Origin of the sequence: Nitratireductor luteus (assembly GCF_026162365.1) — a bacterium.
Taxonomy (GTDB): domain Bacteria; phylum Pseudomonadota; class Alphaproteobacteria; order Rhizobiales; family Rhizobiaceae; genus Chelativorans; species Chelativorans luteus.
Genome location: NZ_JAOANW010000006.1, coordinates 168,538 through 191,482, shown reverse-complemented (window position 1 = coordinate 191,482; position 22,945 = coordinate 168,538). Strand labels below are relative to the sequence as shown.

The 22,945-nt window shown below is 62.9% G+C and carries 21 protein-coding genes; 18 read left to right on the top strand and 3 right to left on the bottom strand.

Annotated elements, in window-relative coordinates; genetic code table 11:
- Nucleotides 1-3: 3 nt before the first annotated feature.
- From N1058_RS09840 to N1058_RS09820, 5 genes are read left to right on the top strand one after another with little or no spacing between them, the layout of a single operon-like run.
- Nucleotides 4-1,008 carry an ABC transporter ATP-binding protein gene (locus N1058_RS09840; RefSeq protein ID WP_265517339.1) on the top strand — a complete coding sequence of 335 codons (1,005 nt, stop codon included), beginning with the start codon at nt 4-6 and terminating at the stop codon, nt 1,006-1,008.
- Nucleotides 1,008-1,781 carry an L-iditol 2-dehydrogenase gene (locus N1058_RS09835; protein WP_265517338.1) on the top strand — a complete coding sequence of 258 codons (774 nt, stop codon included), beginning with the start codon at nt 1,008-1,010 and terminating at the stop codon, nt 1,779-1,781. The genes N1058_RS09840 and N1058_RS09835 overlap by 1 nt, the downstream gene beginning before the upstream one ends.
- A 54-nt stretch (nt 1,782-1,835) precedes the next feature.
- Nucleotides 1,836-2,612: an SDR family NAD(P)-dependent oxidoreductase gene (locus N1058_RS09830; protein ID WP_265517337.1), complete on the top strand. Its 777-nt coding sequence runs from the start codon at nt 1,836-1,838 to the stop codon at nt 2,610-2,612.
- Between the two features lie 7 nt (nt 2,613-2,619).
- A complete protein-coding gene (locus N1058_RS09825) occupies nt 2,620-3,324 on the top strand; it encodes an HAD family hydrolase (protein ID WP_265517336.1) in 705 nt (234 codons plus the stop codon).
- Nucleotides 3,324-4,910: an FGGY-family carbohydrate kinase gene (locus N1058_RS09820; protein ID WP_420847971.1), complete on the top strand. Its 1,587-nt coding sequence runs from the start codon at nt 3,324-3,326 to the stop codon at nt 4,908-4,910. Before N1058_RS09825 ends, N1058_RS09820 begins: the two co-directional genes overlap by 1 nt.
- 140 nt (nt 4,911-5,050) lie before the next feature.
- On the opposite strand, the gene N1058_RS09815 is transcribed toward N1058_RS09820, so the two are convergent.
- Complete coding sequence (locus N1058_RS09815) at nt 5,051-5,731, bottom strand: GntR family transcriptional regulator (protein ID WP_265517334.1); 681 nt, start codon at nt 5,729-5,731, stop codon at nt 5,051-5,053.
- 132 nt (nt 5,732-5,863) lie between these two features.
- Between N1058_RS09815 and N1058_RS09810 the strand changes: the two genes are divergently transcribed.
- The 5 genes from N1058_RS09810 (at nt 5,864) to N1058_RS09790 (ending at nt 11,763) form a co-directional block, all read left to right on the top strand.
- Entirely contained in the window at nt 5,864-6,868 is a 1,005-nt protein-coding gene (locus N1058_RS09810) for a TRAP transporter substrate-binding protein (RefSeq protein ID WP_420847964.1), read from the top strand.
- A 71-nt stretch (nt 6,869-6,939) separates the two neighbouring features.
- Nucleotides 6,940-7,506: a TRAP transporter small permease subunit gene (locus tag N1058_RS09805; RefSeq protein ID WP_265517333.1), complete on the top strand. Its 567-nt coding sequence runs from the start codon at nt 6,940-6,942 to the stop codon at nt 7,504-7,506.
- A complete protein-coding gene (locus tag N1058_RS09800; protein WP_265517332.1) occupies nt 7,503-8,819 on the top strand; it encodes a TRAP transporter large permease in 1,317 nt (438 codons plus the stop codon). The genes N1058_RS09805 and N1058_RS09800 overlap by 4 nt, the downstream gene beginning before the upstream one ends.
- Nucleotides 8,816-10,252 (top strand): malonyl-CoA decarboxylase, encoded by a 1,437-nt coding sequence (locus N1058_RS09795; protein WP_265517331.1) that lies wholly within the window; start codon nt 8,816-8,818, stop codon nt 10,250-10,252. The genes N1058_RS09800 and N1058_RS09795 overlap by 4 nt, the downstream gene beginning before the upstream one ends.
- Nucleotides 10,249-11,763 carry a malonate--CoA ligase gene (locus tag N1058_RS09790; protein WP_265517330.1) on the top strand — a complete coding sequence of 505 codons (1,515 nt, stop codon included), beginning with the start codon at nt 10,249-10,251 and terminating at the stop codon, nt 11,761-11,763. Before N1058_RS09795 ends, N1058_RS09790 begins: the two co-directional genes overlap by 4 nt.
- Before the next feature lie 87 nt (nt 11,764-11,850).
- On the opposite strand, the gene N1058_RS09785 is transcribed toward N1058_RS09790, so the two are convergent.
- Nucleotides 11,851-12,330, bottom strand: coding sequence for an Lrp/AsnC family transcriptional regulator (locus tag N1058_RS09785; RefSeq protein ID WP_265517329.1), 480 nt, complete (start codon nt 12,328-12,330; stop codon nt 11,851-11,853).
- A 145-nt stretch (nt 12,331-12,475) separates the two neighbouring features.
- On the opposite strand from N1058_RS09785, the gene N1058_RS09780 reads away from it, so the two are divergent.
- Entirely contained in the window at nt 12,476-13,489 is a 1,014-nt protein-coding gene (locus N1058_RS09780; RefSeq protein ID WP_265517328.1) for a 1-aminocyclopropane-1-carboxylate deaminase, read from the top strand.
- 17 nt (nt 13,490-13,506) lie between these two features.
- Here N1058_RS09780 and N1058_RS09775 read toward each other — a convergent pair whose 3' ends face one another.
- Nucleotides 13,507-14,274 (bottom strand): IclR family transcriptional regulator, encoded by a 768-nt coding sequence (locus N1058_RS09775; RefSeq protein ID WP_265517327.1) that lies wholly within the window; start codon nt 14,272-14,274, stop codon nt 13,507-13,509.
- Between the two features lie 160 nt (nt 14,275-14,434).
- Here N1058_RS09775 and N1058_RS09770 point away from each other — a divergent pair, with 160 nt between their 5' ends.
- The 7 genes from N1058_RS09770 to N1058_RS09740 all read left to right on the top strand — a co-directional run bounded on the left by N1058_RS09770 (nt 14,435) and on the right by N1058_RS09740 (nt 22,812).
- A complete protein-coding gene (locus N1058_RS09770) occupies nt 14,435-15,946 on the top strand; it encodes an ABC transporter substrate-binding protein (protein ID WP_265517326.1) in 1,512 nt (503 codons plus the stop codon).
- A gap of 66 nt (nt 15,947-16,012) precedes the next feature.
- Complete coding sequence (locus tag N1058_RS09765) at nt 16,013-16,930, top strand: ABC transporter permease (protein WP_265517325.1); 918 nt, start codon at nt 16,013-16,015, stop codon at nt 16,928-16,930.
- 1 nt (nt 16,931) lies between these two features.
- The gene (locus N1058_RS09760) at nt 16,932-17,831 is read left to right on the top strand and encodes an ABC transporter permease (RefSeq protein WP_265517324.1); all 900 of its coding nucleotides are present in this window, start codon (nt 16,932-16,934) and stop codon (nt 17,829-17,831) included.
- Between the two features lie 7 nt (nt 17,832-17,838).
- Nucleotides 17,839-18,840: an ABC transporter ATP-binding protein gene (locus tag N1058_RS09755; protein ID WP_274709220.1), complete on the top strand. Its 1,002-nt coding sequence runs from the start codon at nt 17,839-17,841 to the stop codon at nt 18,838-18,840.
- Nucleotides 18,837-19,814, top strand: a complete 978-nt coding sequence (locus N1058_RS09750) for an ABC transporter ATP-binding protein (RefSeq protein WP_265517323.1) — start codon at nt 18,837-18,839, stop codon at nt 19,812-19,814. The genes N1058_RS09755 and N1058_RS09750 overlap by 4 nt, the downstream gene beginning before the upstream one ends.
- 9 nt (nt 19,815-19,823) lie before the next feature.
- Nucleotides 19,824-21,398 (top strand): gamma-glutamyltransferase, encoded by a 1,575-nt coding sequence (locus N1058_RS09745; RefSeq protein ID WP_265517322.1) that lies wholly within the window; start codon nt 19,824-19,826, stop codon nt 21,396-21,398.
- Nucleotides 21,370-22,812, top strand: a complete 1,443-nt coding sequence (locus tag N1058_RS09740) for a M20 family metallopeptidase (RefSeq protein ID WP_420847963.1) — start codon at nt 21,370-21,372, stop codon at nt 22,810-22,812. Before N1058_RS09745 ends, N1058_RS09740 begins: the two co-directional genes overlap by 29 nt.
- Nucleotides 22,813-22,945: the final 133 nt, after the last annotated feature.

Below are 22,945 nucleotides of genomic sequence, written 5' to 3'. Positions count from 1 at the left end.
ACAATGGGAGAAATCCGCCTCGACAAGGTGCACAAGTCTTTCGGCTCGACGGTCGTCATTCCGCAGATCGATCTCGACATCGCCGACAACGAGTTCGTTGTCTTTGTCGGACCCTCCGGCTGCGGCAAGTCTACCCTGCTTCGGCTGATCGCGGGTCTGGAGGACACGACGAGTGGCAAGATCCTCATCGACGGCGAGGACATGACCGCCCGCGCGCCGGCCAAGCGCGGGCTATCCATGGTGTTCCAATCCTATGCGCTTTATCCGCACATGAGCGTCTTCGGCAACATCGCCTTTCCGCTGAAGATGGCCGGCATGGACAAGTCCGCGATCGAGGAGAGGGTGCGCGATGCGGCGCGCATCCTCAATCTCACCGACTATCTCGAGCGACGGCCAGGCCAACTTTCGGGTGGCCAGCGCCAGCGAGTCGCCATCGGGCGCGCCATCGTGCGCGAGCCCAAGGCTTTCCTGTTCGACGAGCCGCTGTCCAATCTCGACGCGGCGCTGCGCGGCTCCATGCGGCTCGAGATCAGCGAGTTGCACCACAAGCTGCAGACCACAATGATCTACGTCACGCACGACCAGGTCGAAGCCATGACCATGGCCGACAAGATCGTCGTGCTCAATGCCGGCCATATAGAGCAGGTGGGCTCGCCGCTGGAGCTTTACCGCAGTCCCACGAACCTTTTCGTGGCCGGTTTCATCGGTTCGCCGCGCATGAACCTGATCACGGGCGCGGAGGCTGAGAAGCTGGGTGCCGTGACCGTCGGCGTCAGGCCGGAGCACTTGCAGCTTTCGACGACCGAGGGTCTGTGGAAAGGGAAGGTGGGCATCGCCGAGCATCTTGGCTCCGACACCTTCCTGCACGTGGACGTGGACGTGGACGGCATCGGTCAGCTGACCGTGCGTGCCGATGGCGAGGTCGGCATGCGGCATGGCGACAGCGTCTTCGTGACGCCGGTCGACGGCCGGGTGCACAAATTCAATCAAGAAGGAGACGCGCTCTGATGCAGCGCTTGAAGGGCAAGTCGGCGCTCATCACAGGTGCCGCACGCGGCATCGGTCGGGCTTTCGCCGAAGCCTATGTGCGCGAAGGCGCGACGGTGGCTATCGGCGACATCGACCTTGCGCGTGCAGAGCAGGCCGCGCGGGCGATTGGCGAAAAAGCCTATGCGGTGGATCTCGACGTTGCCGATCAGGCCTCCATAGACGGCGCCATCGAGGCGGTAGTGGCAAAAGCGGGCGGCCTCGACATTCTCATCAACAATGCGGCGCTGTTCGACCTGGCACCAATCGTCGAGATCACGCGCGAGAGCTACGAGCGGCTGTTTTCGGTCAATGTGTCCGGCGCCTTGTTCACCATGCAGGCGGCCGCGCGGCAGATGATCGCGCAGGGGCGCGGCGGCAAGATAATCAATATGGCGAGCCAGGCCGGCCGGCGCGGCGAGGCACTTGTCGCCGTCTATTGCGCCACCAAGGCGGCGGTGATCAGCCTCACCCAATCGGCGGGCCTCAACCTCATCGAGCATGGCATCAATGTGAATGCTATCGCGCCCGGCGTGGTGGAAGGCGAGCACTGGGATCATGTGGATGTGCTCTTTGCGAAATATGAGAACCGCCCGCAAGGCGAGAAGAAGCGCCTGGTGAGCAAAGCGGTGCCTTTTGGTCGGCTGGGAACGGCTGAGGATTTGGCCGGCATGGCCATTTTCCTCGCCTCGAGCGAGGCCGATTATATCGTTGCCCAGACCTACAATGTCGATGGCGGCAACTGGATGAGCTGAAGCATTTTGCTGGCGCGCAAATTGCGGGTGGAAGACAAAAAAGGTGTTTCAAAAATGTATCTGGAGAAACTGAAGCTCGACGGGCGCGTCGCCGTTGTCACCGGAGCGGGGCAGGGGATCGGCGCTGCCTGTGCACGCGCGCTTGGCGAGGCGGGCGCGCATGTCGTGGTCGCCGATATGCTGGCTGAGCGCGTGGAGGCGAGCGTTGCCGGATTGACGGAGCTCGGGCTGAAGGCCGAGGGCGTCGCGATCGATGTCACAAAGTCGGCCGAGGTTGACGCGGTGGCCGCCGATATCGCGGCGCGGCTTGGGCGCATCGACATTCTGGTCAACAATGCGGGCGTCGCCAGAAGCGATGTGCCGGCGGAGGAGACCAGCGACGAGCACTGGCGGCTTCATATGGACGTCAATGTTGATGGGCTCTTCTGGTGCTGCCGGGCGTTTGGCCGCGAAATGCTCAAGCGGGGCTCAGGCTCCATCGTCAACATCGGCTCCATGTCGGGCATGATCGTCAACAAGCCGCAGCCGCAAGCTTTCTACAATGCCTCAAAAGCTGCCGTGCACCAGCTCACCAAATCGCTGGCCGCCGAATGGGGCCGACGGGGCGTAAGGGTGAATGCCGTGGCGCCGACCTATATCGAAACCCCGCTCACGGCCTTCGGCATCAAGGAAAATCCGGAAATGTATTCCACCTGGCTGGAGATGACGCCGATGGGACGTGTCGGTCAGCCGGAGGAGATCGCCTCGGTCGTCCACTTCCTTGCCTCGGATGCGGCGAGCCTCATGACCGGCTCCATCGTGGTTGCCGACGGCGGCTACACCTGCTGGTGAACGGAGGATGAGAGAGGACCGCATACCTTCGCCCATCGGCCTGGTCATCTTCGACTGCGACGGCGTGCTGGTGGACAGCGAACCCCTGTCCATGCGCGTGCTGCTGGAGACTATCGCGGAGAACGGCATCGAGATCGATTCCGAGACAGCCTACGAGCTCTTTCTGGGCCGCAGCCTGACGACGATCACCGCGCTCCTCAGGGAGCGCTTCGCCGTCAACCTCGACGAGGCTGCGCTGGAGCGAATGCGGCAGCGGCTCTACGCCGTCTTCCGGGCCGAGCTACGATGCATCGAGGGTCTTTCGGCCGCGCTCGACGGTCTTTCTGTTCCCTTTTGCGTTGCCTCCTCCAGCCAGCCGGAGCGGGTTCGGCTTTCGCTGGAGGTGACGGGAGTTCTGGCTCGGTTCGAGCCGCACATCTTCAGCGCGAGCATGGTGGCGCACGGCAAGCCGGCGCCCGATCTTTTCCTTCATGCAGCGCGCGCGATGGGCGTCGAGCCCAAGCGCTGCGTGGTCGTCGAGGACAGTCCGGCCGGCGTCGAGGCGGCCAGGCGAGCGGGCATGCGGGTGCTTTGCTTCGCCGGGGCGTCGCATTCGATGGGCGAAGCCCATCGCAGCCTGCTGCGCCGCTTGGAACCCGACTTGATCTTTGACAAGATGGACAGTCTGCCGTGGCACCTCGCCGGGCTTGGAGGAACGCAGAAGGTTTCATGATGCGCGATCTTGTGGTGGCGGTGGACGTGGGTACCGGCAGCGCCCGCGCGGGAGTGCTCGACCGCGAGGGCAGGCTTCTCGGGCGCGCCGAAAAGCCGATCCTGATGAACAGGCCGCAGGCCGATTATGCCGAGCATGATTCGGAAGACATCTGGAAGGCGGTGTGCCAGAGCGTGCGGGCGGCGTTGCAACGGGCCGGCGCTAGAGCCGAGGCGATCGCCGGGATCAGCTTCGACGCCACCTGCTCGCTCGTCGTCCGCAATCCGGCCGGCGCGCAGGTCAGCGTCTCTCTTACAGGCGAGACGCATTGGGACACGATCGTATGGCTCGATCACCGGGCGATTGGCGAGGCGGACGAATGCACGGCCACCGGACACCGGGTGCTCGACTTCATCGGTGGCGTCATGTCGCCGGAGATGCAGACGCCGAAGCTGATGTGGCTGAAGCGCAACCTGCCGGAAAGCTGGAAGGCCGCCGGGCATTTCTTCGACCTTGCCGATTTCCTGACCTGGAAGGCCTCGGGCAGCCTCGAACGCTCCCAGTGCACGCTGACCTGCAAATGGGGCTATCTGGCCCACGAGACGCCGGGGTGGCAGCGGGACTTTTTCGCCGGAGTTGGGATAGGCGACATGCTGGAGCGCGGAGCATTGCCGGAAAGGGCGAGCGCCATCGGCACCGATCTCGGGCCGCTTACGCCGGTAGCCGCCGGAGAACTTGGTCTAACCGAGCAATGCCGGGTGGGCGCAGGGCTGATCGACGCCCATGGCGGGGCCCTCGGGGTGCTGGGCGGCTTTGCCGGCAATGCTGCAAGCATCGACAGGCATATGGCGCTCATCGCCGGCACGTCGAGCTGTATCATGGCCTTTTCCCCGGAGCCGAGACCCGTACGCGGCGTCTGGGGGCCTTATCTCGGTGCCGCGCTTCCGGGCTACTGGGTCGGGGAGGGCGGACAGTCGGTCTCCGGCGCTCTGCTCGACCACATCATTCGCTGGCACGGTGCCGGCGGCGAGCCCGATGCGGCTATGCATCAGAAGATCGTCGGGCGCATCATCGAACTGCGCGAGCAGGAGGGCCCTGCTCTGGCCTCGCGCCTGCATGTCCTGCCGGATTTCCACGGCAACCGTTCGCCGCTGGGCGACCCGCATGCGGTCGGCGTCATTTCAGGGCTGACCCTCGACTCCTCCTTCGACAGCCTCTGCCGGCTCTACTGGCGTACGGCCGTGGCAATCGCCTTCGGCATCCGACATATCCTGGATGCGCTCAACAAGAGCGGCTACGGCATCGACACGCTGCATGTGACGGGCGGGCATGTGAAGAACCCGCTGCTCATGGAGCTCTACGCCGACGCCACCAGTTGCACGGTGGTAGAGCCGCAAGCCGAGGACGCCGTGCTTCTCGGCACGGGCATGGTCGCCGCGACGGCGGCGGGTCTCTATCCCGATCTTTCGCAGGCATGTGTCGCGATGGACAGGGGCGGACGAAAGCGCCTCCCCGATCCGGCTTCGCGGGACAGATTCGAGCGGGACTATCTGATCTTCCTCGAAATGCACCGTCAGCGCCAGGCGATCGACACGATGCTTGCATGACGGGAACCGCATGGCCACCATGACCACAGTGAAAGGCAGCGCGCCGATCACTGGATAAGGACCGGCACGGCTGCCTTTGGAAGGCGGCCGGACAGAGTGTTTTCAGCACCGCGAACTCGTCGGCTCGAAGTTCAAGACTGTCATCGGCGGTGACCGCTGGTGGCCGCCGACTCACGCCTGCTGAGGTTTGAGATGAGATCGCTGAAGCGGTCGCCCTGAACGGCGACGTGGTCGCGCAGGTGGGACCGGGCTGCCTCGGCGTCGCCGGCCAGGATCGCTTCGACGATGGCCGCATGCTCGCTGAAAGAGACCTTCATGCGGTTGCGCACGCGCAGTTGCAGGCGCCGGTATGGGCGCAGACGGCGATGAAGGGTCACGCACTGTTCGGCGAGGAAGCCGCTGTGGCTGGCCTCGTAGATCGCGTAATGGAAGACCTCATTATCGTAGTAGTAGGCATCCGCGTCCTCGCTCGCTGCCGAGCGCTCGCAACGCGCATGGCTTTCCTGGATGGCGGCCTTGTCCTCCTCGGTATGGCGGCGCGCTGCCAGTGCACCAGCCATGCTTTCCAGTTCCGCCATCACCTCGAACATCTCGAAAATCCGGTTGGGGCCGGGATCGACAACGACCGCACCGCGCCGCGGCCGGATCTCCACCAGCCCTATCGCGCCGAGCTGCATCAGCGCCTCGCGGATGGGCGTGCGAGACACACCGAAACGTGCGGCGAGCTGCGCTTCATCGAGACGTTCTCCAGGTTCGAAGATTCCGGTCACGATACCGTTTTCGATCTCGTCGCGCAGTTTGTGGAATGTGTTGCCGGTCATTGGGTTCCCGAAATCAGAATCGTGACAAAATACATATCACATCCTTTTGTATACAAGAATTGACATTATGCATAATATCGGCAAGCTACGACACTTATCCGGGCTAGGAGCCAGGATATCAGGGAGGACGAAATGCCAAAGTTCCTAAACATGCTGAAATTTGCGACCTGTCTCGCCATCGGGTGCCTTGCCGCCGGTACCGCCGGGGCCCAAACGATTCTGAAGGCATCGCACCAGTTCCCGGGAGGTAAGGGAGACATCCGCGACGAGATGGTGCAACTGATCGCACGCGAGGTCGCCGCTGCCGATGTGGGCCTGGAAATACAGGTCTTTCCCGGCGCTTCGCTTTACAAGCCGAACGACCAGTGGAACGCTGTGACCCGCGGCTTGCTCGATCTGACTTCCTTTCCGCTCGACTACGCGTCGGGGCGGCATCCGGAGTTTTCGGCAACGCTGATGCCTGGCCTCGTCGGCAATTTCGACAGGGCCATGCGCCTGAACGATTCCGAGTTCATGGCCGACATCAAGCAGATCATCGAAGACGCGGGGGCTATCGTGATTTCCGATGCCTGGCTGTCCGGCGCCTTCGCATCAAAGAAGAACTGCATTACCTCGCCGGACACCGTGAAAGGCCAGGTGATCCGCGCGGCCGGCCCGGCGTTCGAGCAAATGCTGGCCGCCGCCGGTGCCTCGATCACCTCCATGCCGTCGTCGGAAATCTACACCGGCATGCAGACCAACGTTCTCGATGCCACCAACACTTCTTCGGCCAGTTTCGTGTCCTATCGGCTGTTCGAACAGGTCAAATGCCTGACGGCACCGGGCGAGAACGCCCTGTGGTTCATGTACGAGCCGGTGCTGATGTCCAAGAGCGTGTTCGAGAGGCTGACTCCTGAGCAGCAGCAGGCGATCCTGGACGCCGGCGAAAAGGCCGAGGCCCATTTCAACGCCGAGATCAGGAACGGCGACGCGATGTTGGTCGAGACCTATGAGAAAGCCGGCGTCGAAGTGGTCGAGATGTCGAAGGCCGATTACGATGCCTGGCTCGAAGTGGCCAAGGGTTCCGCCTACAAGAACTTCGCGGAGCGCGTGCCCGGCGGCGACAAATTGATCGAGAAAGCCTTGGCTGTGGAGTAAGGGCGGATGCCGGCGGCATACGAAGGGCGTACGCCGCCGGTCACTCTCTTCTTGCAACAGGAAACTTGCGAATGGTGCAGGTCTATATCCGCAGTGTCGGTCATATGTCGCGCGCGTTTGCGGTGCTGGCGACCGGACTCTTGATCGCAGCCATGATCGTCGTCTGCCAGATGATCCTGATGCGGTATGTCCTTCGGCTGCCGACGATCTGGCAGAACGATTTCGTCGTCTTCGCTGCGACGGCCGCGATGTTTCTGGGTGCGCCTTACGTATTGCTCAAAGGCGGCCATGTCGGCGTCGACGTGGTCGAACTCGTCGTGAGCGATGGGGTCCGCCGGCGTCTGCGTCTTGTCGCCAGCCTGCTGGGCTTTTCCTTCTGCGCCATCATGCTCGCCGCGACATGGATACAGTTCCACGATGCCTGGGCGGGCAATTGGCGGCATTCCGGCGTTTGGGCGCCGCCGCTATGGATACCGCTTTCGGCCCTGCCGTTAAGTTTTGCGATGCTATGCCTGCAATATATCGCCGGTATAGCGGCGCAGCTTTCGGGTCATGCGATGCAATCGCCTGATCCCGAAAGTGCCGGTGCCGAAAGTCTGGTGCCTGTCGAACCCGTGATAAAGGGGGACGCCCGATGAGCCCGACTTATGCCGGCCTGACCATCATTGCCGCGTTGTTCCTGCTGCTGGGCACGGGCATGCCGATCGCCTTCGCGCTCGGACTTGCCGCCTTCGTCGCCCTGTTCCTGCAAAGCGGTCTCGACATTTTCTATATCCTGGGCGACACGATGTTTTCGGGTATCGCCAACCTTGCCTATGTGGCGATCCCGATGTTCGTCCTGATGGGCGCTGCGGTCGCCTCCTCACCGGCGGGAGCCGACCTCTACACTTCGCTCGACCGCTGGCTTAACCGGGTGCCCGGGGGACTGGTGCTGTCCAATATCGGCGCCTGCGGCATCTTTTCGGGCATGACGGGCTCGTCGCCCGCCACCTGCGCAGCCATAGGCAAGATGGGCATTCCCGAAATGCTGCGGCGCGGCTACCCGAGTTCCGTTGCCACCGGCTCTATCGCCGCGGGCGGGACGCTCGGCATCCTCATTCCGCCATCGGTGACGCTGATCGTTTACGGCATCGCCACGGAGACCTCGATCGGCCGGCTGTTCATGGCCGGCATATTCCCGGGGATCATGCTGATCTTGATGTTCATGGTCTGGGCGATCATCGACTGCAAGCGCAAGGGATATGAATTCGCCGCACGCGCCACGCGCTTTACCATGCGCGAGCGATTGGCTGGCCTGCCTCGTGTCCTGCCTTTCCTGATGATCATCGCCGGCACGCTCTACGTGCTTTACGGCGGCATCGCCACGCCGTCCGAGGCCGCCGGCGTGGGAGCGATGCTGACGCTTCTCGTCGTGGTCATCGCCTACCGGCTGTTCCGTTTCCGGCCGGTTGCCGGCATCTTCGGATCGGCCATGCGCGAAAGCGTGATGATCATGATGATCATGGCGGCGGCCGAGCTCTTCGCCTTCGCGCTTTCCTCGCTCTTCATCACGCAGACGATCGCCGCGGCCATTGGCGACATGGAGGTCAACCGCTGGGTGCTGCTGGCGGTCATCAATGTTTTCCTGTTGGTCGCCGGCATGTTCCTGCCGCCGGTGGCCGTGATCGTGATGACGGCACCGATGCTGTTCCCGATCGTCACCCAGGCGGGCTTCGATCCTTACTGGTTTGCAATCGTGCTGACGATCAATATGGAAGTGGGGCTGATCACGCCGCCCATCGGGCTCAATCTGTTCGTCATCAACGCGATCGCTCCCGACGTTCCCACCAGGGAGATCCTGTGGGGCGCGCTTCCCTACGTGTTGGTCATGTTCCTGGCAATCGTCATCCTGTGCGTCTTTCCGCAGATTGCCGTCTGGCTGCCGAACCAGATGATGGGAGTTGTGCAATGAACGGGGCGACCTTCTTCAGCGACATGCTCCAGGCGATCACCGAACGCGGGCGCCGCATCCTGTCCATCGGTCCGCGCGACCACCAGGCCCAAGGCATGGGCGCCATCGAAGCGGCCTGTGAAACGCTTCTTTCAAGCCGGGGAGAGGCCTCCGGCATGGCGCTTGCCAAGGGTATACTGGACCGCTGGGAGCAATTCAGTCCAACGCAGCAACGCGATTTCATGACGATGCTTCTCAGTCGTTTCGGGCCCGACACGGAACGGCTGGAAACGGCTATCGACGCCTACCGCGCCGATCCGACGCCGAAGGCGCTGCTCGAACTCCACGCCGCGGCGGAGCCGCGGCGGCAGGAGTTGATCCGCCGCCTGAACCTGGCGCCGAAGGGTATTGCGACGCTGGTGCGCATGCGCGAGGCACTGCTACGCCTCAAGACCGGGGAACCCGACCTTGCAGCGGTCGATGCCGATTTCGCGCATCTCTTCACATCCTGGTTCAATCGCGGCTTTCTGGTGCTGTGGCCGATAAGCTGGTCGACGCCGGCCGATATCTTGGAAAAGGTGATCCGTTACGAAGCGGTGCATCACATAGACGGCTGGGACGAATTGCGGCGCAGGCTGAAGCCGGAAGACCGACGTTGTTTTGCCTTCTTTCATCCGCAGCTCGTCGACGAGCCATTGATCTTCGTGGAAGTTGCGCTGATGAAGGAGATGCCGGCGAACATCGCGGACGTGCTTCGCGAGGACCGGGCGCCGCTGCGCGCGGAGGAGGCGACCACCGCAGTCTTTTATTCCATCTCCAACTGCCAGGAAGGGCTGCGCGGCGTTTCCTTTGGTAACTTCCTGATCAAGCAGGTGGTGGAGGATCTGCGCCGCGAACTGCCCAAGCTCAACAGCTTTGTCACGCTGTCCCCGGTGCCGGCTTTTGCTGACTGGTTGTCGCGCGAACGCCATCCGGAGGTGTCCGACATGCTGGATACCGGGGAGCGCGAACGGCTGGAAGTGCTGGACGATCCCGAATGGGCGGAGAAGCAGGAGATCGTTGCCGCGGTCAGGCCTGTCATGACGGTGCTGGCCGCCCGCTATTTCCTGCGCGCGAGAACGGCCCGGGGCAAGATCGTGGATCCGGTCGCCCGTTTCCATCTGGGAAACGGCGCGCGGCTTGAAAGGATCAACTTTCTCGCTGATCGCTCGCCGCGCGCGATGCGTCAGGCGCATGGGCTGATGGTCAATTATCTTTATAAGCTCGAAGACATAGAAGCCAATCATGAGGCCTTTGCCGGGCGCGGCGAAGTGGTGGCGGCACAGCCCGTCCGGCGGCTGGCACCGGCGGGCCGCGCTTCGCGGAGCCTGGTGCCCGTGTCCGACGTGGACGCAGGCGAAAGCCTCGCGAGTGAGCGTGCAAGAAGAGAAGGCAGCAAGGAGTTTTCCCGATGAGCAACCATATGTTCGACGCCATAAGGGATGCGGCCAGCCCGGGCGCAACCTTCATCGAGACGCTCGATGGGCGGGTATGGACATATGACGAGATGTTCGCCTTTTCCGGCCGCCTTGCGGCCACGCTGAAGAAGCTGTCGGTGGAGCCCGGCGACCGTGTCGCCGTGCAGGTGGAAAAGAGCCCCGAGGCGCTGATGCTCTATCTGGCCTGCCTGCGCGCCGGGGCCGTCTATCTGCCGCTCAACACCGGATACACGACGGCCGAGCTCGATTATTTCATCGGCGATGCGGAGCCGCGGCTGGTGGTGTCGACGCCCGCTGCAGCCGACAGCATCCGCGCGATCGCGGCCAAGCACGGAGCACGCGTCGAAACGCTCGACGACAAGGGTGGCGGGACGCTGCTGCAGCTCATGCCGGGCGAGGGTGCCGATTTCGGCGATGTGCCGCGCGGGCCCGACGATCTGGCGGCGATCCTCTACACCTCCGGCACGACGGGCCGCTCGAAAGGAGCGATGCTCACGCATGACAATCTCCTGTCGAACGGGCTGACATTGCGCGACTACTGGCGGTTCACCGAGACCGACCGTCTGATCCACGCTCTGCCGATCTTCCACACGCACGGGCTTTTTGTCGCCTCCAACGTCATCCTCCTGTCCGGCGCATCGATGTACTTCCTGCCGAAATTCGACGCCGACGAGGTGTTGCGGCTGATGCCGAAGGCGACCGCGTTGATGGGGGTGCCGACCTTCTATGTGCGGCTCGTCCAGCACGCGGGCTTGACCCGTGAGGTGGCGTCCGGCATGCGCCTGTTCGTCTCCGGTTCGGCGCCGCTGCTTGCCGAGACCCACACGCGGTTCCGCAAGATGACCGGCCACGCCATTCTCGAACGTTACGGCATGACCGAAACGAACATGAACACGTCCAATCCCTATGACGGAAAGCGCATCGCCGGCACTGTCGGCTTTCCCCTTCCGGGGGTTTCGCTGCGCGTTACGGATCCCGAGACGGGCAGTACGCTGGGCACGGACGAGACGGGCATGATCGAAGTGAAGGGCCCCAATGTCTTCAAGGGCTATTGGCGCATGCAGGAAAAGACGGAGGCCGAATTCCGCCCGGACGGATACTTCATCACCGGCGATCTCGGGAAGATCGACGCGGACGGGTATGTTCACATCGTGGGGCGCGGCAAGGATCTCGTGATCTCCGGCGGATACAACATCTATCCCAAGGAGGTGGAAACCGAGATCGATCTGCTCCCAGGTGTGGTCGAAAGCGCGGTCATCGGCGTGCCTCATCCCGACTTCGGCGAGGGCGTCACGGCGATCGTCGTGCGCAAGCCGGAGGCCGGCATAGACGAGAACGCGGTGCTCGGCGGCCTCAAGGACCGGCTCGCGCGTTACAAGCAGCCCAAGCGGGTGATCTTTGTCGGCGACCTGCCGCGCAACACCATGGGCAAAGTGCAAAAGAATGTCCTGCGCGAGACCTACAAGTCGCTTTACGGGAATGGCTGAGCAGGAAATCTCATTCCGGCGGCGAGAACTGCTCAAGGACGTCAATTAGGGCGCAGTGGACCTTAGGCGCCCTGGCCCGTGGCGCTGCTAGAAATCGAGCAGCGCCCCGTCCACCACCTCCTTCATGACGAAGAAGGTTCGCGTCTGGCGCACGCCTGGCAGGGCGATGAGCTGGCTGCCGTGCAGGCGATTGAAATCGGCCATGTCGCGCACGCGGATCTTGAGAAAGTAATCGAAGTCGCCGGCAACCAGATGGCAGTCGAGAATAAACGGCAGCTTCCGGACCGCCGTCTCGAAGGCGGCAAAGCTCTCCGGCGTCGAGCGGTCGAGAACCACGCCGACCATAACCAATGCTCCACGTTCCACACGTCCGGGTGCGACCGCAGCGTGGACGCCGCGAATGTACCCGGCCTTGAAAAGCCGCTCGGTGCGACGATGGCAGGTGGCCGGGCTGACATCGACCAGCCTGGCCAGATCCGCGTTCGTCAACCGGCCGTCGCGTTGCAACTGCCGCAGGATCTTGCGGTCGATCCTGTCCAAGGCCTGCTTCTCGGAAGATTCTTTCATATATCCGGCTGCAAAGTAGGATTTCGGTCGAATAACCGATGTCTATAGCTATTTTGGATGAGATCAAAGGTAAACTTTGAAAGCACCTTCCGCATGTGATGCGCTAGCTTTCGGCTTTCTCCCCCTTCATCCGGAAAGGCTGCCCATGCTGGAAAAATTCGAACGCTATCCGCTCACCTTTGGCCCCACCCACATCGAGAAGCTGGAGCGCCTGACCGCGCATCTGGGCGGCAAGGTAGAGCTTTACGCCAAGCGCGAGGACTGCAATTCGGGCCTTGCCTTCGGCGGCAACAAGCTGCGCAAGCTGGAATATATCGTGCCCGACGCCATCGCCTCCGGCGCCGACACGCTGGTGTCGATCGGCGGCGTGCAATCGAACCACACGCGCATGGTGGCGGCGACAGCGGCCAAGATCGGCTTCAAATGCCGGCTGGTGCAGGAAAGCTGGGTGCCGCATGAGGATGCCGTCTATGACCGGGTCGGCAACATCCTGTTGAGCCGGGTCATGGGCGCGGATGTAGAACTGGTCGACGAGGGTTTCGACATCGGCATCCGCGAGAGTTGGGAAAACGCGCTGAAGGACGTGAAGGCGAAGGGCGGCAAGCCCTATCCCATCCCCGCCGGCGCCTCGGTGCATAAATATGGCGGGCTGGGCTATGTGGGCTTTGCCGAGGAGGTGCGCGCGCAGGAAAAAGAGCTCGGCTTCAAGTTCGACTATATCGTGGTCTGCACGGTGACCGGCTCCACCCATGCCGGCATGTTGGTCGGTTTCGCCGCAGACGGTCGGGCGCGCAACGTCATCGGCATAGATGCCTCGGCAACGCCGGCGCAGACGAAGGCGCAAGTGCTCGACATCGCCCAGAAGACAGCGGCGCTTGTGGAACTGGGGCGTGCGATCGAGGAAGACGACGTGGTGCTCAATGAGGACTACGCCTATCCCATCTATGGCGTGCCATCGCAGGAAACCAAGGAGGCGATCCGCCTTTGCGCGCGGCTGGAAGGCATGATGACCGACCCCGTCTATGAGGGAAAATCCATGCAGGGCATGATCGACCTGGTGAAAAAGGGGTTCTTCCCGGAGGGCTCAAAAGTGCTCTACGCGCATCTGGGCGGCGTGCCGGCGATCAACGGCTACAGCTACGCCTTCCGCAACGGCTGAAAGCAAGGCAGGCCGCCTCAGGATAACTGGATGGAGTTCGCCACCTCGATCAGATGGGGGGCAATGCCGCTGCGCACTTTTTCGATGCTCCATTTCATGCTCGACACCGAGCATTGCACGGCTGCCACGGGGCGGCCGTCGGCGGCGAGAATGGGGGCGGCGATGCCTATTTCGTTGAGGATGTTTTCGCTGACCGTCAGGCCATAGCCGCAGGCGGCCGCTTCCTCGATCGTGGCGGCAATCTTGGCCCGGTCCAGCGTCGTCTTCAGTGTCAGAGCGGTGAGCGGCCAGGTTTCCGCTGCGTGCTTGCGTTCGGCGGCGCTCAAACAGGCGATCATGGCGCGGCCGCTGGATGTAGTGAGCGCCGATAGGCGGCGCCCCGCGATCATCGCGCCGAAGCTCGTCAGCTGCGTGGGGATGCGGATGACGTAGACAATCTGGTCTCCGTCGAGCCGCGCAACATTCACGCGTTCGCCAAGCTTGCGGCCAAGCTCGATCAGCTTAGGCATGGCAAGCTGGACCAGAGGGTCGGACCACAGATAGGCATTTCCCAGCTCGAGAAACTTCAGCGACGGGCTGTAGCGCCGCGTCTCGGGGTCCTTGTTGAGGTAGCCCGTCTTGTGCAGCGTGTTGGCGAGCCGTTGCACGGCGCTCCTGTCAAGGCCGGTGAGGGCGGCGATCTCCGTTAAACCCAATGCGCGGTGACGCTCGCCGAAAGCGCTCAACACGCGCATTCCCTTTTCCAGCGAGCCGACAAACAGCGTGTCCTGCTTCTGCTTGGTCAATGCTGTGTCCCCTGTCCATCGCGCCGGTAAATCGCATCGCCTCATTCTTGACAAGCAAAATCCCCGCTCATACGCTGAACCATTATACGGTGTACCGTATCATAATATAATAAAAAGATGCCAATCAGAGGGGGCCGGTTTCGCGCCGGCTTAAGAACAAATGAAATCACGCATTTTGATGGGCTCGATTGCTTTGGCCGCCGTCATGACGGGCGGTCATGCCTTGGCGGGCAAGGCAGGCGACACGCTCAACGCAGCCTTCACGAAAGAGCTGGAGTCGGTCGACAGCTATTTCAATTCGGCCCGCGAGGGCGTTATCCTGCAGCGTTCCATCTGGGATGGGCTGCTTTATCTCAACCAGGAGACGGGTGAGTATGAAGGCAATCTCGCCACCTCCTGGGAATGGGTCGACGACACGACGCTGGAATTGAAGCTGCGCGAGGGCGTGCGGTTCCACAACGGCGAGGAATTCGACGCCGACGATGTGGTTTACACGGTCAACTACGTAGCAGATCCGGAAAACGGCGCGGTCGTCCAGCGCAACGTCAACTGGATGAAGGAAGCCGTAAAGGTCGACAAATACACGGTTCGCATCGTCACCAGCGGGCCGTTCCCGGCCGCGCTGGAATATCTTTCCGGGCCGGTTTCGATTTACCCGAACGAGTATTACGCCGAGGTCGGCCCGGCCGGGATGGCGCTGAAGCCAGTCGGCACCGGCCCGTACATGGTTGAAAGCGTCGAGCCCGGCAAGCATTTCGTTCTGAAGAAGTATGAAGGCTATCACGATAGCCCCAAGGGGAAGGCGACCATCGGCACCGTCGATATTCGCACCATCCCCGACGTCAACACGCAATTGGCTGAACTGTTCAGCGGCGGTGTCGATTTCATCTGGGGCGTGCCAGCCGACCAGGCGGAGAAGCTCGCCGCCATGGGCCGCTTCAACGTGGTCAATGAAAGCACGATGCGCATCGGCTATCTGGAACTCGATGCGGCCGGCCGCAGCGGCGACCATCCGATAACCAAGCGCGCCGTGCGCCAGGCGCTCGGCCATGCGATCGACCGCCAGGCGATCGTCGACAACCTGCTCAAGGGAGCGTCGAAGGTGGTCAATTCGGCTTGCTTCCCGACCCAGTTCGGCTGCGAGCAGGACGTGACCGCCTATGACTACGATCCGGAGAAGGCCAAGGCGCTTCTCGCCGAGGCGGGTTATCCGGAAGGCTTCGAGATCGATCTCTACGCCTATCGCAACCGCGAATATGCCGAGGCGATGCTGGCCTATCTGGCCGAGGTGGGGATCACGGCAAACCTCAAATATCTGCAGTATTCGGCGCTGCGCGACCTGCGCCGCAGTGGCGAGACGCAGATGAGCTTCCAGACCTGGGGCTCCTATTCGGTGAACGACGCCTCCGCCATCACCAGCGAGTTCTTCAAGCACGGTGCAGAGGACTTCGCCCGCGACGACGAGGTCAAGGCCTGGCTCGACCTCGCCGACACCTCGGTCGACCCGGCGGTGCGCAAGGAGAATTATTCCAAGGCGCTGAAGAAGATCGCGGACGAAGCCTACTGGGTCCCGCTGTTCTCCTATAATTCCAACTACGTCTTTACCCAGGACGCGGAATACACGCCGACCCCTGACGAGGTGGTTCGTTTCTTCCAGATGCGCTGGAAGTAACCATCCTTTTGGGTGCGCCGGAGCATGTGTTTCTGCGGCGCGCCGTCCTCATGAATCGGGGTGCAAATGCTTGCATTCACACTGAAACGGCTCGGGCTCGCGGTGCTGGTGACGCTGACCGTGTCATTGCTCAGCTTCAGCCTGCTGTTCATGTCGGGCGATCCGGCTTCCGCCATCGCAGGCGAAAACGCCAGCGCCTCCGACGTCGACGCCATTCGCGCGCTCTATGGCTTCGACAGGCCGTTCCTCGTGCAGTATGGCGACTGGCTGACAAGTGCGCTCCGCGGTGACTTCGGCCAGAGTTACTACTTCAAGATGCCAGTCTCGGAGTTGATCGCCGACCGCCTGTCGATCACCATGCTGCTTGGCGTGTGCGGTATTTCCTTCGCGCTCCTGACCGCCGTGCCGCTGGGCGTGGCGGCGGCCATGCGCCCCAACACGCTGATCGATCGGACGGCACTTTTCATCTCCGTCATGGGCCAGGCGATGCCCAGCTTCTGGTTCGGCCTGGTGCTGATCGTGATCTTTTCCATCCGTCTCAACTGGCTGCCGCCATCGGGCTCCAACGGCTGGCAGAATTTCATCATGCCGACCGTTGTGCTCGGCTATTACGCCATGCCGGCCATCATGCGGCTGACGCGGGCGGGCATGCTGGAGGTTTTGGGCGCCGATTATATCCGCACCGCCCGCGCCAAAGGCGCAAGCGAGATGCGCGTCATGTTCAAGCATGCGCTGCGCAATGCCGTGGTGCCGGTGGTCAGCCTCGCCGCCGTGCAAATGGGCTTCATGCTGGGCGGGTCCATCGTCGTGGAATCGATCTTCGCCCTTCACGGAGCCGGCTATCTCGCCTGGGAGTCGATCGCGCGCAACGATCTGCCGACGGTGCAGGCGCTGATCCTGATCTTCTCGCTGTTCTACATCGTATTCACATTCCTGTCGGACCTGGCCAATGCCTGGCTCGACCCGCGCATCAGGGTGGGCTGACATGGCGCGTACCATCGACACCATCGCCGAAGAGGTCCGCACGCCGAGCCCGGTTGCGCTTTTGCGCCGGCGCATCTTCGGCCATTATGGCCTCGTCTTCGGCATCACCGTCCTGCTCGTGATCGTTCTGATCGCTCTCTTTGCACCGCTGCTTGCAGGTCACGATCCCTATGCGCAGGATCTGGCGGCGCGGATGAAGCCTCCCTTCTGGATGACGGGCAGCGATCCCGACCACATTCTGGGCACCGATCACCTCGGCCGCGACTATCTGGCCCGTCTTCTCTACGGCGCGCGCATCTCGCTCGCCATCGGCGCCTTCGCGGCACTGATTTCAGGTATCATCGGCACGGCTATGGGGGTGGCCGCCGGCTATTTCGGCGGCCGCATCGACCTCATTGTCACCTTCTTGATCAACGTGCGTCTGGCCATGCCTGTCGTGCTGGTGGCGCTGGCGGTGGTGGCCGTCCTGGGCGGATCCCTGCAAGTGGTAGTATGCGTGCTAGGCCTGCTTCTGTGGGACCGCTTCGCCGTTGTCATGCGGTCTTCGGTACTGCAGGTGCGCGACCTGGAGTATGTCAACGCGGCGAAAGCCATAGGCTGCTCGACGCGGCGCATCATCCTCTCGGAAATCATGCCCAACATCGCCAACAACCTCATCGTCGTGGCGACGCTGGAGATGGCGCATGCGATCCTGCTGGAGGCGGCGCTTTCCTTCCTCGGCCTAGGCGTGCAGCCGCCAACGCCTTCGTGGGGTATTATGATCTCGGAGGGCAAGCAGATGATGCTGTTCGAACCGTGGGTAATCGCCATACCCGGTATCGCGCTCTTCATCCTGGTTCTTGCCATCAATCTTCTGGGCGACGGGCTGCGCGATGTATCCGCGCCGGAAAACAAGGGGTAGGCCGATCATGAGTGACCCCATTCTCAGCGTTCACGATCTCACCATCGACATTCCGATGGGCCAGGGGACCATGCATGCCGTGCGCGGCATCGGCTTCGATCTCAAACGCGGCGAAACGCTGTGCATCGTCGGGGAATCGGGCAGCGGCAAATCGCTGACCTCGCTCGCCATCATGGGTCTCCTGCCGAAGAACCTCAAGCGCGCCGCCAGCCGGCTGGAATTCGCCAGGATCGATCTGCAGCACCAGAAACCACGGCAGATGCGCGATCTGCGCGGCAACCGCATGGCGATGATCTTCCAGGAGCCCATGACCTCGCTCAACCCCGCCTATACGATCGGCGACCAGTTGGAAGAGGCGTACCTGCTGCACAACAAGACGGGCAGGGCGGAGGCGCGCGCCCGCGCGGTGGCGCTTCTGGGCAAGGTCGGCATCACCGCCGCCGAAAGCCGCCTTTCGCAGTATCCGCACCAGCTTTCGGGTGGCCTGCGCCAGCGCGTAATGATCGCCATGGCTCTGATGTGCGCCCCGGAGCTGATCATCGCCGACGAGCCGACCACGGCACTTGACGTCACCATCCAGGCGCAGATCCTCCGGCTCTTGGCCGATCTGCAACGCGAGATGAACATGGCGATGATCCTTGTTACCCATGATCTGGGCGTCGTCGCCCGCATCGCGGACAAGGTTGCCGTCATGTATGCCGGCGAGGTGGTGGAGCAGGGCACGGCACAGGAGATTTTCAGGCATCCGCGCCATCCCTATACGAGAGGGCTCCTGCGCTGCATCCCTGTGCCCGGCAAGACGAAGCCGGGCGAGCATCTGGGCTCCATTCCCGGCATCGTGCCGTCGCTGATCGGCCGGATGGAAGGCTGCGCCTTCCGCACCCGCTGCGACGTCGCTGAAGCTGCCTGTGCTTCCGCTGTCCCCGAGCGGCACACGGAAACGGGGCATGCCTGGCGCTGCATTCATGAGAATGAGGGGCATGAAAACGAGGGGAGGGTGCCGGCATGAGCGAGCAAGCCACGGCGTCGATCCTCGAACTCGCCGCCATCACCAAGACCTATCAGGTAAAGCAGGGTATGTTCGCCGCGGCCAAGCCGCTCCATGCGCTGGGCGGCGTATCCCTGCGCATCAACCGCAAGGATGTCGTGGGGCTGGTGGGCGAATCCGGTTGCGGCAAATCCACACTGGCGAAGATCCTGCTCGGCCTTGAGGCGCCTACCACCGGCAAGGTTCTGGTGGATGGCGCGGAGATCGGCCCGCGTGAGCGGCGGCTTCTGGCGCGTCGCATCCAGCCGATCTTCCAGGATCCCTATTCCTCACTCAATCCGCGCAAGAGCATCGAGGATATCATCGCTTTGCCGCTGGTGGTCCACAATGTGGGCGATCATGCCTCGCGCATGCAAGCGGTGACGAAAATGCTCGATCTGGTCGGCCTGCCCGCCCGTGTGCGGCGCGGCTACCCGAGCCAGCTTTCCGGCGGCCAGAGGCAGCGCGTGGCGATTGCCCGCGCGCTTATCATGAAGCCGGAAATCGTCATCTGCGACGAGCCTACCTCGGCGCTGGACGTGTCTGTACAGTCGCAGATCCTCAACCTCTTGGGTGATCTGCGCCAGGAATTGGGCCTCACTTATCTCTTCATCAGCCACAATCTGGCGGTGGTGGAGCATCTGGCAACCCGCGTGGCGGTCATGTATCTGGGCCAGATCGTCGAGGAGGCGCCGGCGGCCGAGCTCTTCGCCGGCCCGCGCCACCCTTACACGCAGGCTCTGCTGGATTCGGTGCTGACGCCCGATCCCGCCCTCTCGGTTCCCGACACGCACCTGGGCGCGGCCTATCCCAACCCGATTTCGCCGCCCTCGGGCTGCCGCTTTCATCCGCGCTGCGCACAAGCCCGTGCTGCCTGCAAGACCACGCCGCCCCCGCATGTCGTTGGGGCGGGCGGTCATGTGGATTGCCACCTTTATGGCGCCGCCACAAATTAGGACCGGATGATGGGCAATTTTTCGCGCTCGCAGAGCGTGCGCAAACATGTCGTGGCCACGAAAGGTGGCGTGGTCGCCGCCCAGCACCGGGTTGCAGCGGAGATCGGGGCTTCCGTGCTGGAGGCAGGTGGCGATGCGGTGGATGCTGCTGTCGCAACGTCCTTCGCAATCGGTGTTGTCGAGCCGTGGATGAGCGGACCGGCGGGGGGTGGGGCCATGGTCGTCTGGCGCGAGGACGAGCAGCAGGCGCGCACGATCCAGTTCGGCATGCGCTCGCCCGCATCCCTGAACCCTGCGCACTATCCCCTTTCAGGCGCTGGAAAAGCCTCCGATCTCTTCCCATGGCCGGCGGTGGCGGACGACCGCAATGTGCAGGGCGCGACTGCCATTGCCGTGCCGGGCACGGTCGCCGGCATGGAACTGGCTCACGAGACCTACGGAGTTCTTTCCTGGAAAGATCTTCTGCTGCCGGTAGTGGGGCTTGCGCGTGAGGGTCTGCTGGTCGACTGGTACGCCTCGCTGCTGATTGCCTCGACAGCACGCGAACTGGCAAAGGACGCCGACGCGGCGGCCCTGTTTCTCGACGATGGACAATGGCCGAAAATCGCCGGCTGGACGGCGCTGTCGGCGACGCGACTGAACCAGGACCGCATGGCCGATACGCTGACGCGCCTGGCCGAGGCGGGCGGGCGCGACTTCTATGAGGGCGACATTGCCGCCGCACTCGTTGCCGACATTCAGGCCAAGGGCGGCTCCCTTTCCCGCGACGATCTCATGTCCTATCGTGCACAGCTCACCGGGACCATCAACACGCCCTATCGCGGCGGCACCGTTCATGCGGCACAGGGCCTGACGGCGGGCAGAAATCTGGCCGATTGTCTGGCGATGATGGAAAAAACCTTCGCGCCCGGCGCACGGCCTGACAGCACGAGCTTTGCCGAAATGGCACGCGCTCTCGGCAAAACTTACGAGCGGCGCCTGCGTGAAATGGGCGACGCGGAAGCTCCGCACGCCCCCTCCTGCACGACCCATTTCAGCGTCGTCGACAAGAATGGCAATATGTGCGCGGTGACGCAAACATTGCTGTCCATCTTCGGTTCGCGCGTCGTTTCGCCTTCCACCGGCCTGCTGATGAACAACGGCATCATGTGGTTCGACCCAGAGCCCGGCAAGCCCAACTCGCTGGCGCCCGGAAAGGGATGCCTGATGAATGTCTGCCCGACCATCGGCGAGAAGGACGGCAGGCGCTTTGCCATCGGCGCCTCGGGTGGGCGGAAGATCCTGCCGGCTGTGCTCAATCTTACCTCTTTCATGACGGATTTCGGCATGTCGCTGGAAGAGGCATTCCACCATCCGCGTATCGACAACAGCGGTGCGGGCACGATCGTCGCCGACGAGACCCTGGCGCCGGACATCCTCGCGGCGCTGGAGGGCATCCACCCGGTGGTGACCACGCAACGAACCGTTTTCCCCTACGCCTTCGCCTGTCCGGCAGGCGTGATACGGGAGAACGGCATGAATATGGGTTGCACGGAAGTCATGTCGCCTTGGGGCGATGCCGTGCACGAAAAGGAAGGATCCTGACTTGGCGACCCGCGACAGCGCCATCGCGCGCATCAACGACTATCTTACCTCCGGCGGTTTCGAGGACGAACTCGCCCGCATGGTCGCTTTCGATACGCAGAGCCAGGAGCCTGCCAAGCGGCCGGAGCTCCGGCGTTATCTGATTGAGGAGATGGTGCCGAAGCTGGCCGAGCTCGGCTTCGCGCACCGGATCCTGGAAAATCCGGTCGATGCCGGCGTGCCGTTCCTTCTTGCCGAGCGCATCGAGAGCCCGGATTTCGAGACCGTGCTCGTCTACGGCCATGGCGACGTGATCCGCGCCCAGACCGAACAATGGCGCGAGGGCCTGCATCCCTTTCGGCTGGTACGCGAGGGGGACCGTCTTTATGGCCGTGGCACTGCCGACAACAAGGGACAGCATTGCATTAATATCGCCGCGCTGCGCACCGTTCTCGCCGAAAAGGGGAATCTCGGCTTCAACTGCAAGGTCATCATCGAGATGGGTGAAGAATGCGGTTCGCCAGGGCTGGGAGAGCTCTTCGAGCAGAACGGGGAGCTCTTCCATGCCGATGTGCTGATCGCCTCGGATGGCCCACGCCTGCATCCAGAGCGCCCGACGCTATTCATGGGATCGCGTGGCGCCATCAATTTCGACCTTCGCGTCGATCTTCGCGGCGGCCCGCATCATTCGGGCAATTGGGGCGGGCTTCTGCGCGATCCGGCCATCGTGCTCGCGCATGCGCTGACCAGCATCGTTGATCGGCGCGGTCAGATCCAGATCCCCGAATGGCGCCCGACCAGCCTGACACCAGCCGTGCGCGAAGCCCTGAGGGACTGCCCGGTGGGAGGCTATGACGGGCCCGCTATCGATCCGGACTGGGGCGAGGAGAGCCTGACACCCTCCGAGCGTGTCTTCGGCTGGAACAGTTTTGCCGTGCTGGCGCAGAAGAGCGGCGTGCCCGAAGCGCCCGTCAACGCAATTTCCGCCCGGGCGAACGCCCATTGTCAATTGCGCTATGTGGTCGGCACCGACCCGGACGACATCCTGCCGGCGCTGCGCCGCCATCTGGACAGGCAGGGGTTTGCGGAAGTGGAGATCATCCCCGCCGATCGCGGCTTCTTCCGCGCCACGCGGCTCGACCCCGACCATCCCTGGGTGGCGCGGGTGAAGGAGTCGATCATCGCGACGACTGGTAAGAAGCCGGCCATCCTGCCCAACCTCGCCGGCTCTCTGCCCAATGAGACCTTTGCCGGGATTCTCGGCCTGCCCACGGTATGGGTGCCGCATTCCTACCCCGGCTGCTCGCAGCACGCACCGAACGAGCACACACTGATCTCTATGACGGAAGAAGCGCTGGAGATGATGACGGGGCTGTTCTGGGATCTCGGCGAGACGCCGGCGGCGCAACGAGCGGAACCCGCCTTGCAGGCGTAGAGCAGTATCAAAGGGTCCGCTGCAAAAATGGCGCAGTGCTGCCTGTGATTTCTTCAAAGTGCCTGTCAGATTGTGGAGGCGCGCGGTTCAGACGGAGGGCGTGGGCGAGACGCATTCGCCCTCGCGCGCCGAC

Coding starts and splice junctions, on each gene's coding strand:
- N1058_RS09770 (WP_265517326.1), top strand. CDS start 14,435: ATGAAATCACGCATTTTGATGGGCTCGATTGCTTTGGCCGCCGTCATG.
- N1058_RS09795 (WP_265517331.1), top strand. CDS start 8,816: ATGAACGGGGCGACCTTCTTCAGCGACATGCTCCAGGCGATCACCGAA.
- N1058_RS09740 (WP_420847963.1), top strand. CDS start 21,370: ATGCCGTGCACGAAAAGGAAGGATCCTGACTTGGCGACCCGCGACAGC.
- N1058_RS09825 (WP_265517336.1), top strand. CDS start 2,620: ATGAGAGAGGACCGCATACCTTCGCCCATCGGCCTGGTCATCTTCGAC.
- N1058_RS09805 (WP_265517333.1), top strand. CDS start 6,940: ATGGTGCAGGTCTATATCCGCAGTGTCGGTCATATGTCGCGCGCGTTT.
- N1058_RS09820 (WP_420847971.1), top strand. CDS start 3,324: ATGCGCGATCTTGTGGTGGCGGTGGACGTGGGTACCGGCAGCGCCCGC.
- N1058_RS09830 (WP_265517337.1), top strand. CDS start 1,836: ATGTATCTGGAGAAACTGAAGCTCGACGGGCGCGTCGCCGTTGTCACC.
- N1058_RS09815 (WP_265517334.1), bottom strand. CDS start 5,731: ATGACCGGCAACACATTCCACAAACTGCGCGACGAGATCGAAAACGGT.
- N1058_RS09785 (WP_265517329.1), bottom strand. CDS start 12,330: ATGAAAGAATCTTCCGAGAAGCAGGCCTTGGACAGGATCGACCGCAAG.
- N1058_RS09840 (WP_265517339.1), top strand. CDS start 4: ATGGGAGAAATCCGCCTCGACAAGGTGCACAAGTCTTTCGGCTCGACG.
- N1058_RS09810 (WP_420847964.1), top strand. CDS start 5,864: ATGCCAAAGTTCCTAAACATGCTGAAATTTGCGACCTGTCTCGCCATC.
- N1058_RS09750 (WP_265517323.1), top strand. CDS start 18,837: ATGAGCGAGCAAGCCACGGCGTCGATCCTCGAACTCGCCGCCATCACC.
- N1058_RS09755 (WP_274709220.1), top strand. CDS start 17,839: ATGAGTGACCCCATTCTCAGCGTTCACGATCTCACCATCGACATTCCG.
- N1058_RS09790 (WP_265517330.1), top strand. CDS start 10,249: ATGAGCAACCATATGTTCGACGCCATAAGGGATGCGGCCAGCCCGGGC.
- N1058_RS09765 (WP_265517325.1), top strand. CDS start 16,013: ATGCTTGCATTCACACTGAAACGGCTCGGGCTCGCGGTGCTGGTGACG.
- N1058_RS09780 (WP_265517328.1), top strand. CDS start 12,476: ATGCTGGAAAAATTCGAACGCTATCCGCTCACCTTTGGCCCCACCCAC.
- N1058_RS09800 (WP_265517332.1), top strand. CDS start 7,503: ATGAGCCCGACTTATGCCGGCCTGACCATCATTGCCGCGTTGTTCCTG.
- N1058_RS09835 (WP_265517338.1), top strand. CDS start 1,008: ATGCAGCGCTTGAAGGGCAAGTCGGCGCTCATCACAGGTGCCGCACGC.
- N1058_RS09760 (WP_265517324.1), top strand. CDS start 16,932: ATGGCGCGTACCATCGACACCATCGCCGAAGAGGTCCGCACGCCGAGC.
- N1058_RS09745 (WP_265517322.1), top strand. CDS start 19,824: ATGGGCAATTTTTCGCGCTCGCAGAGCGTGCGCAAACATGTCGTGGCC.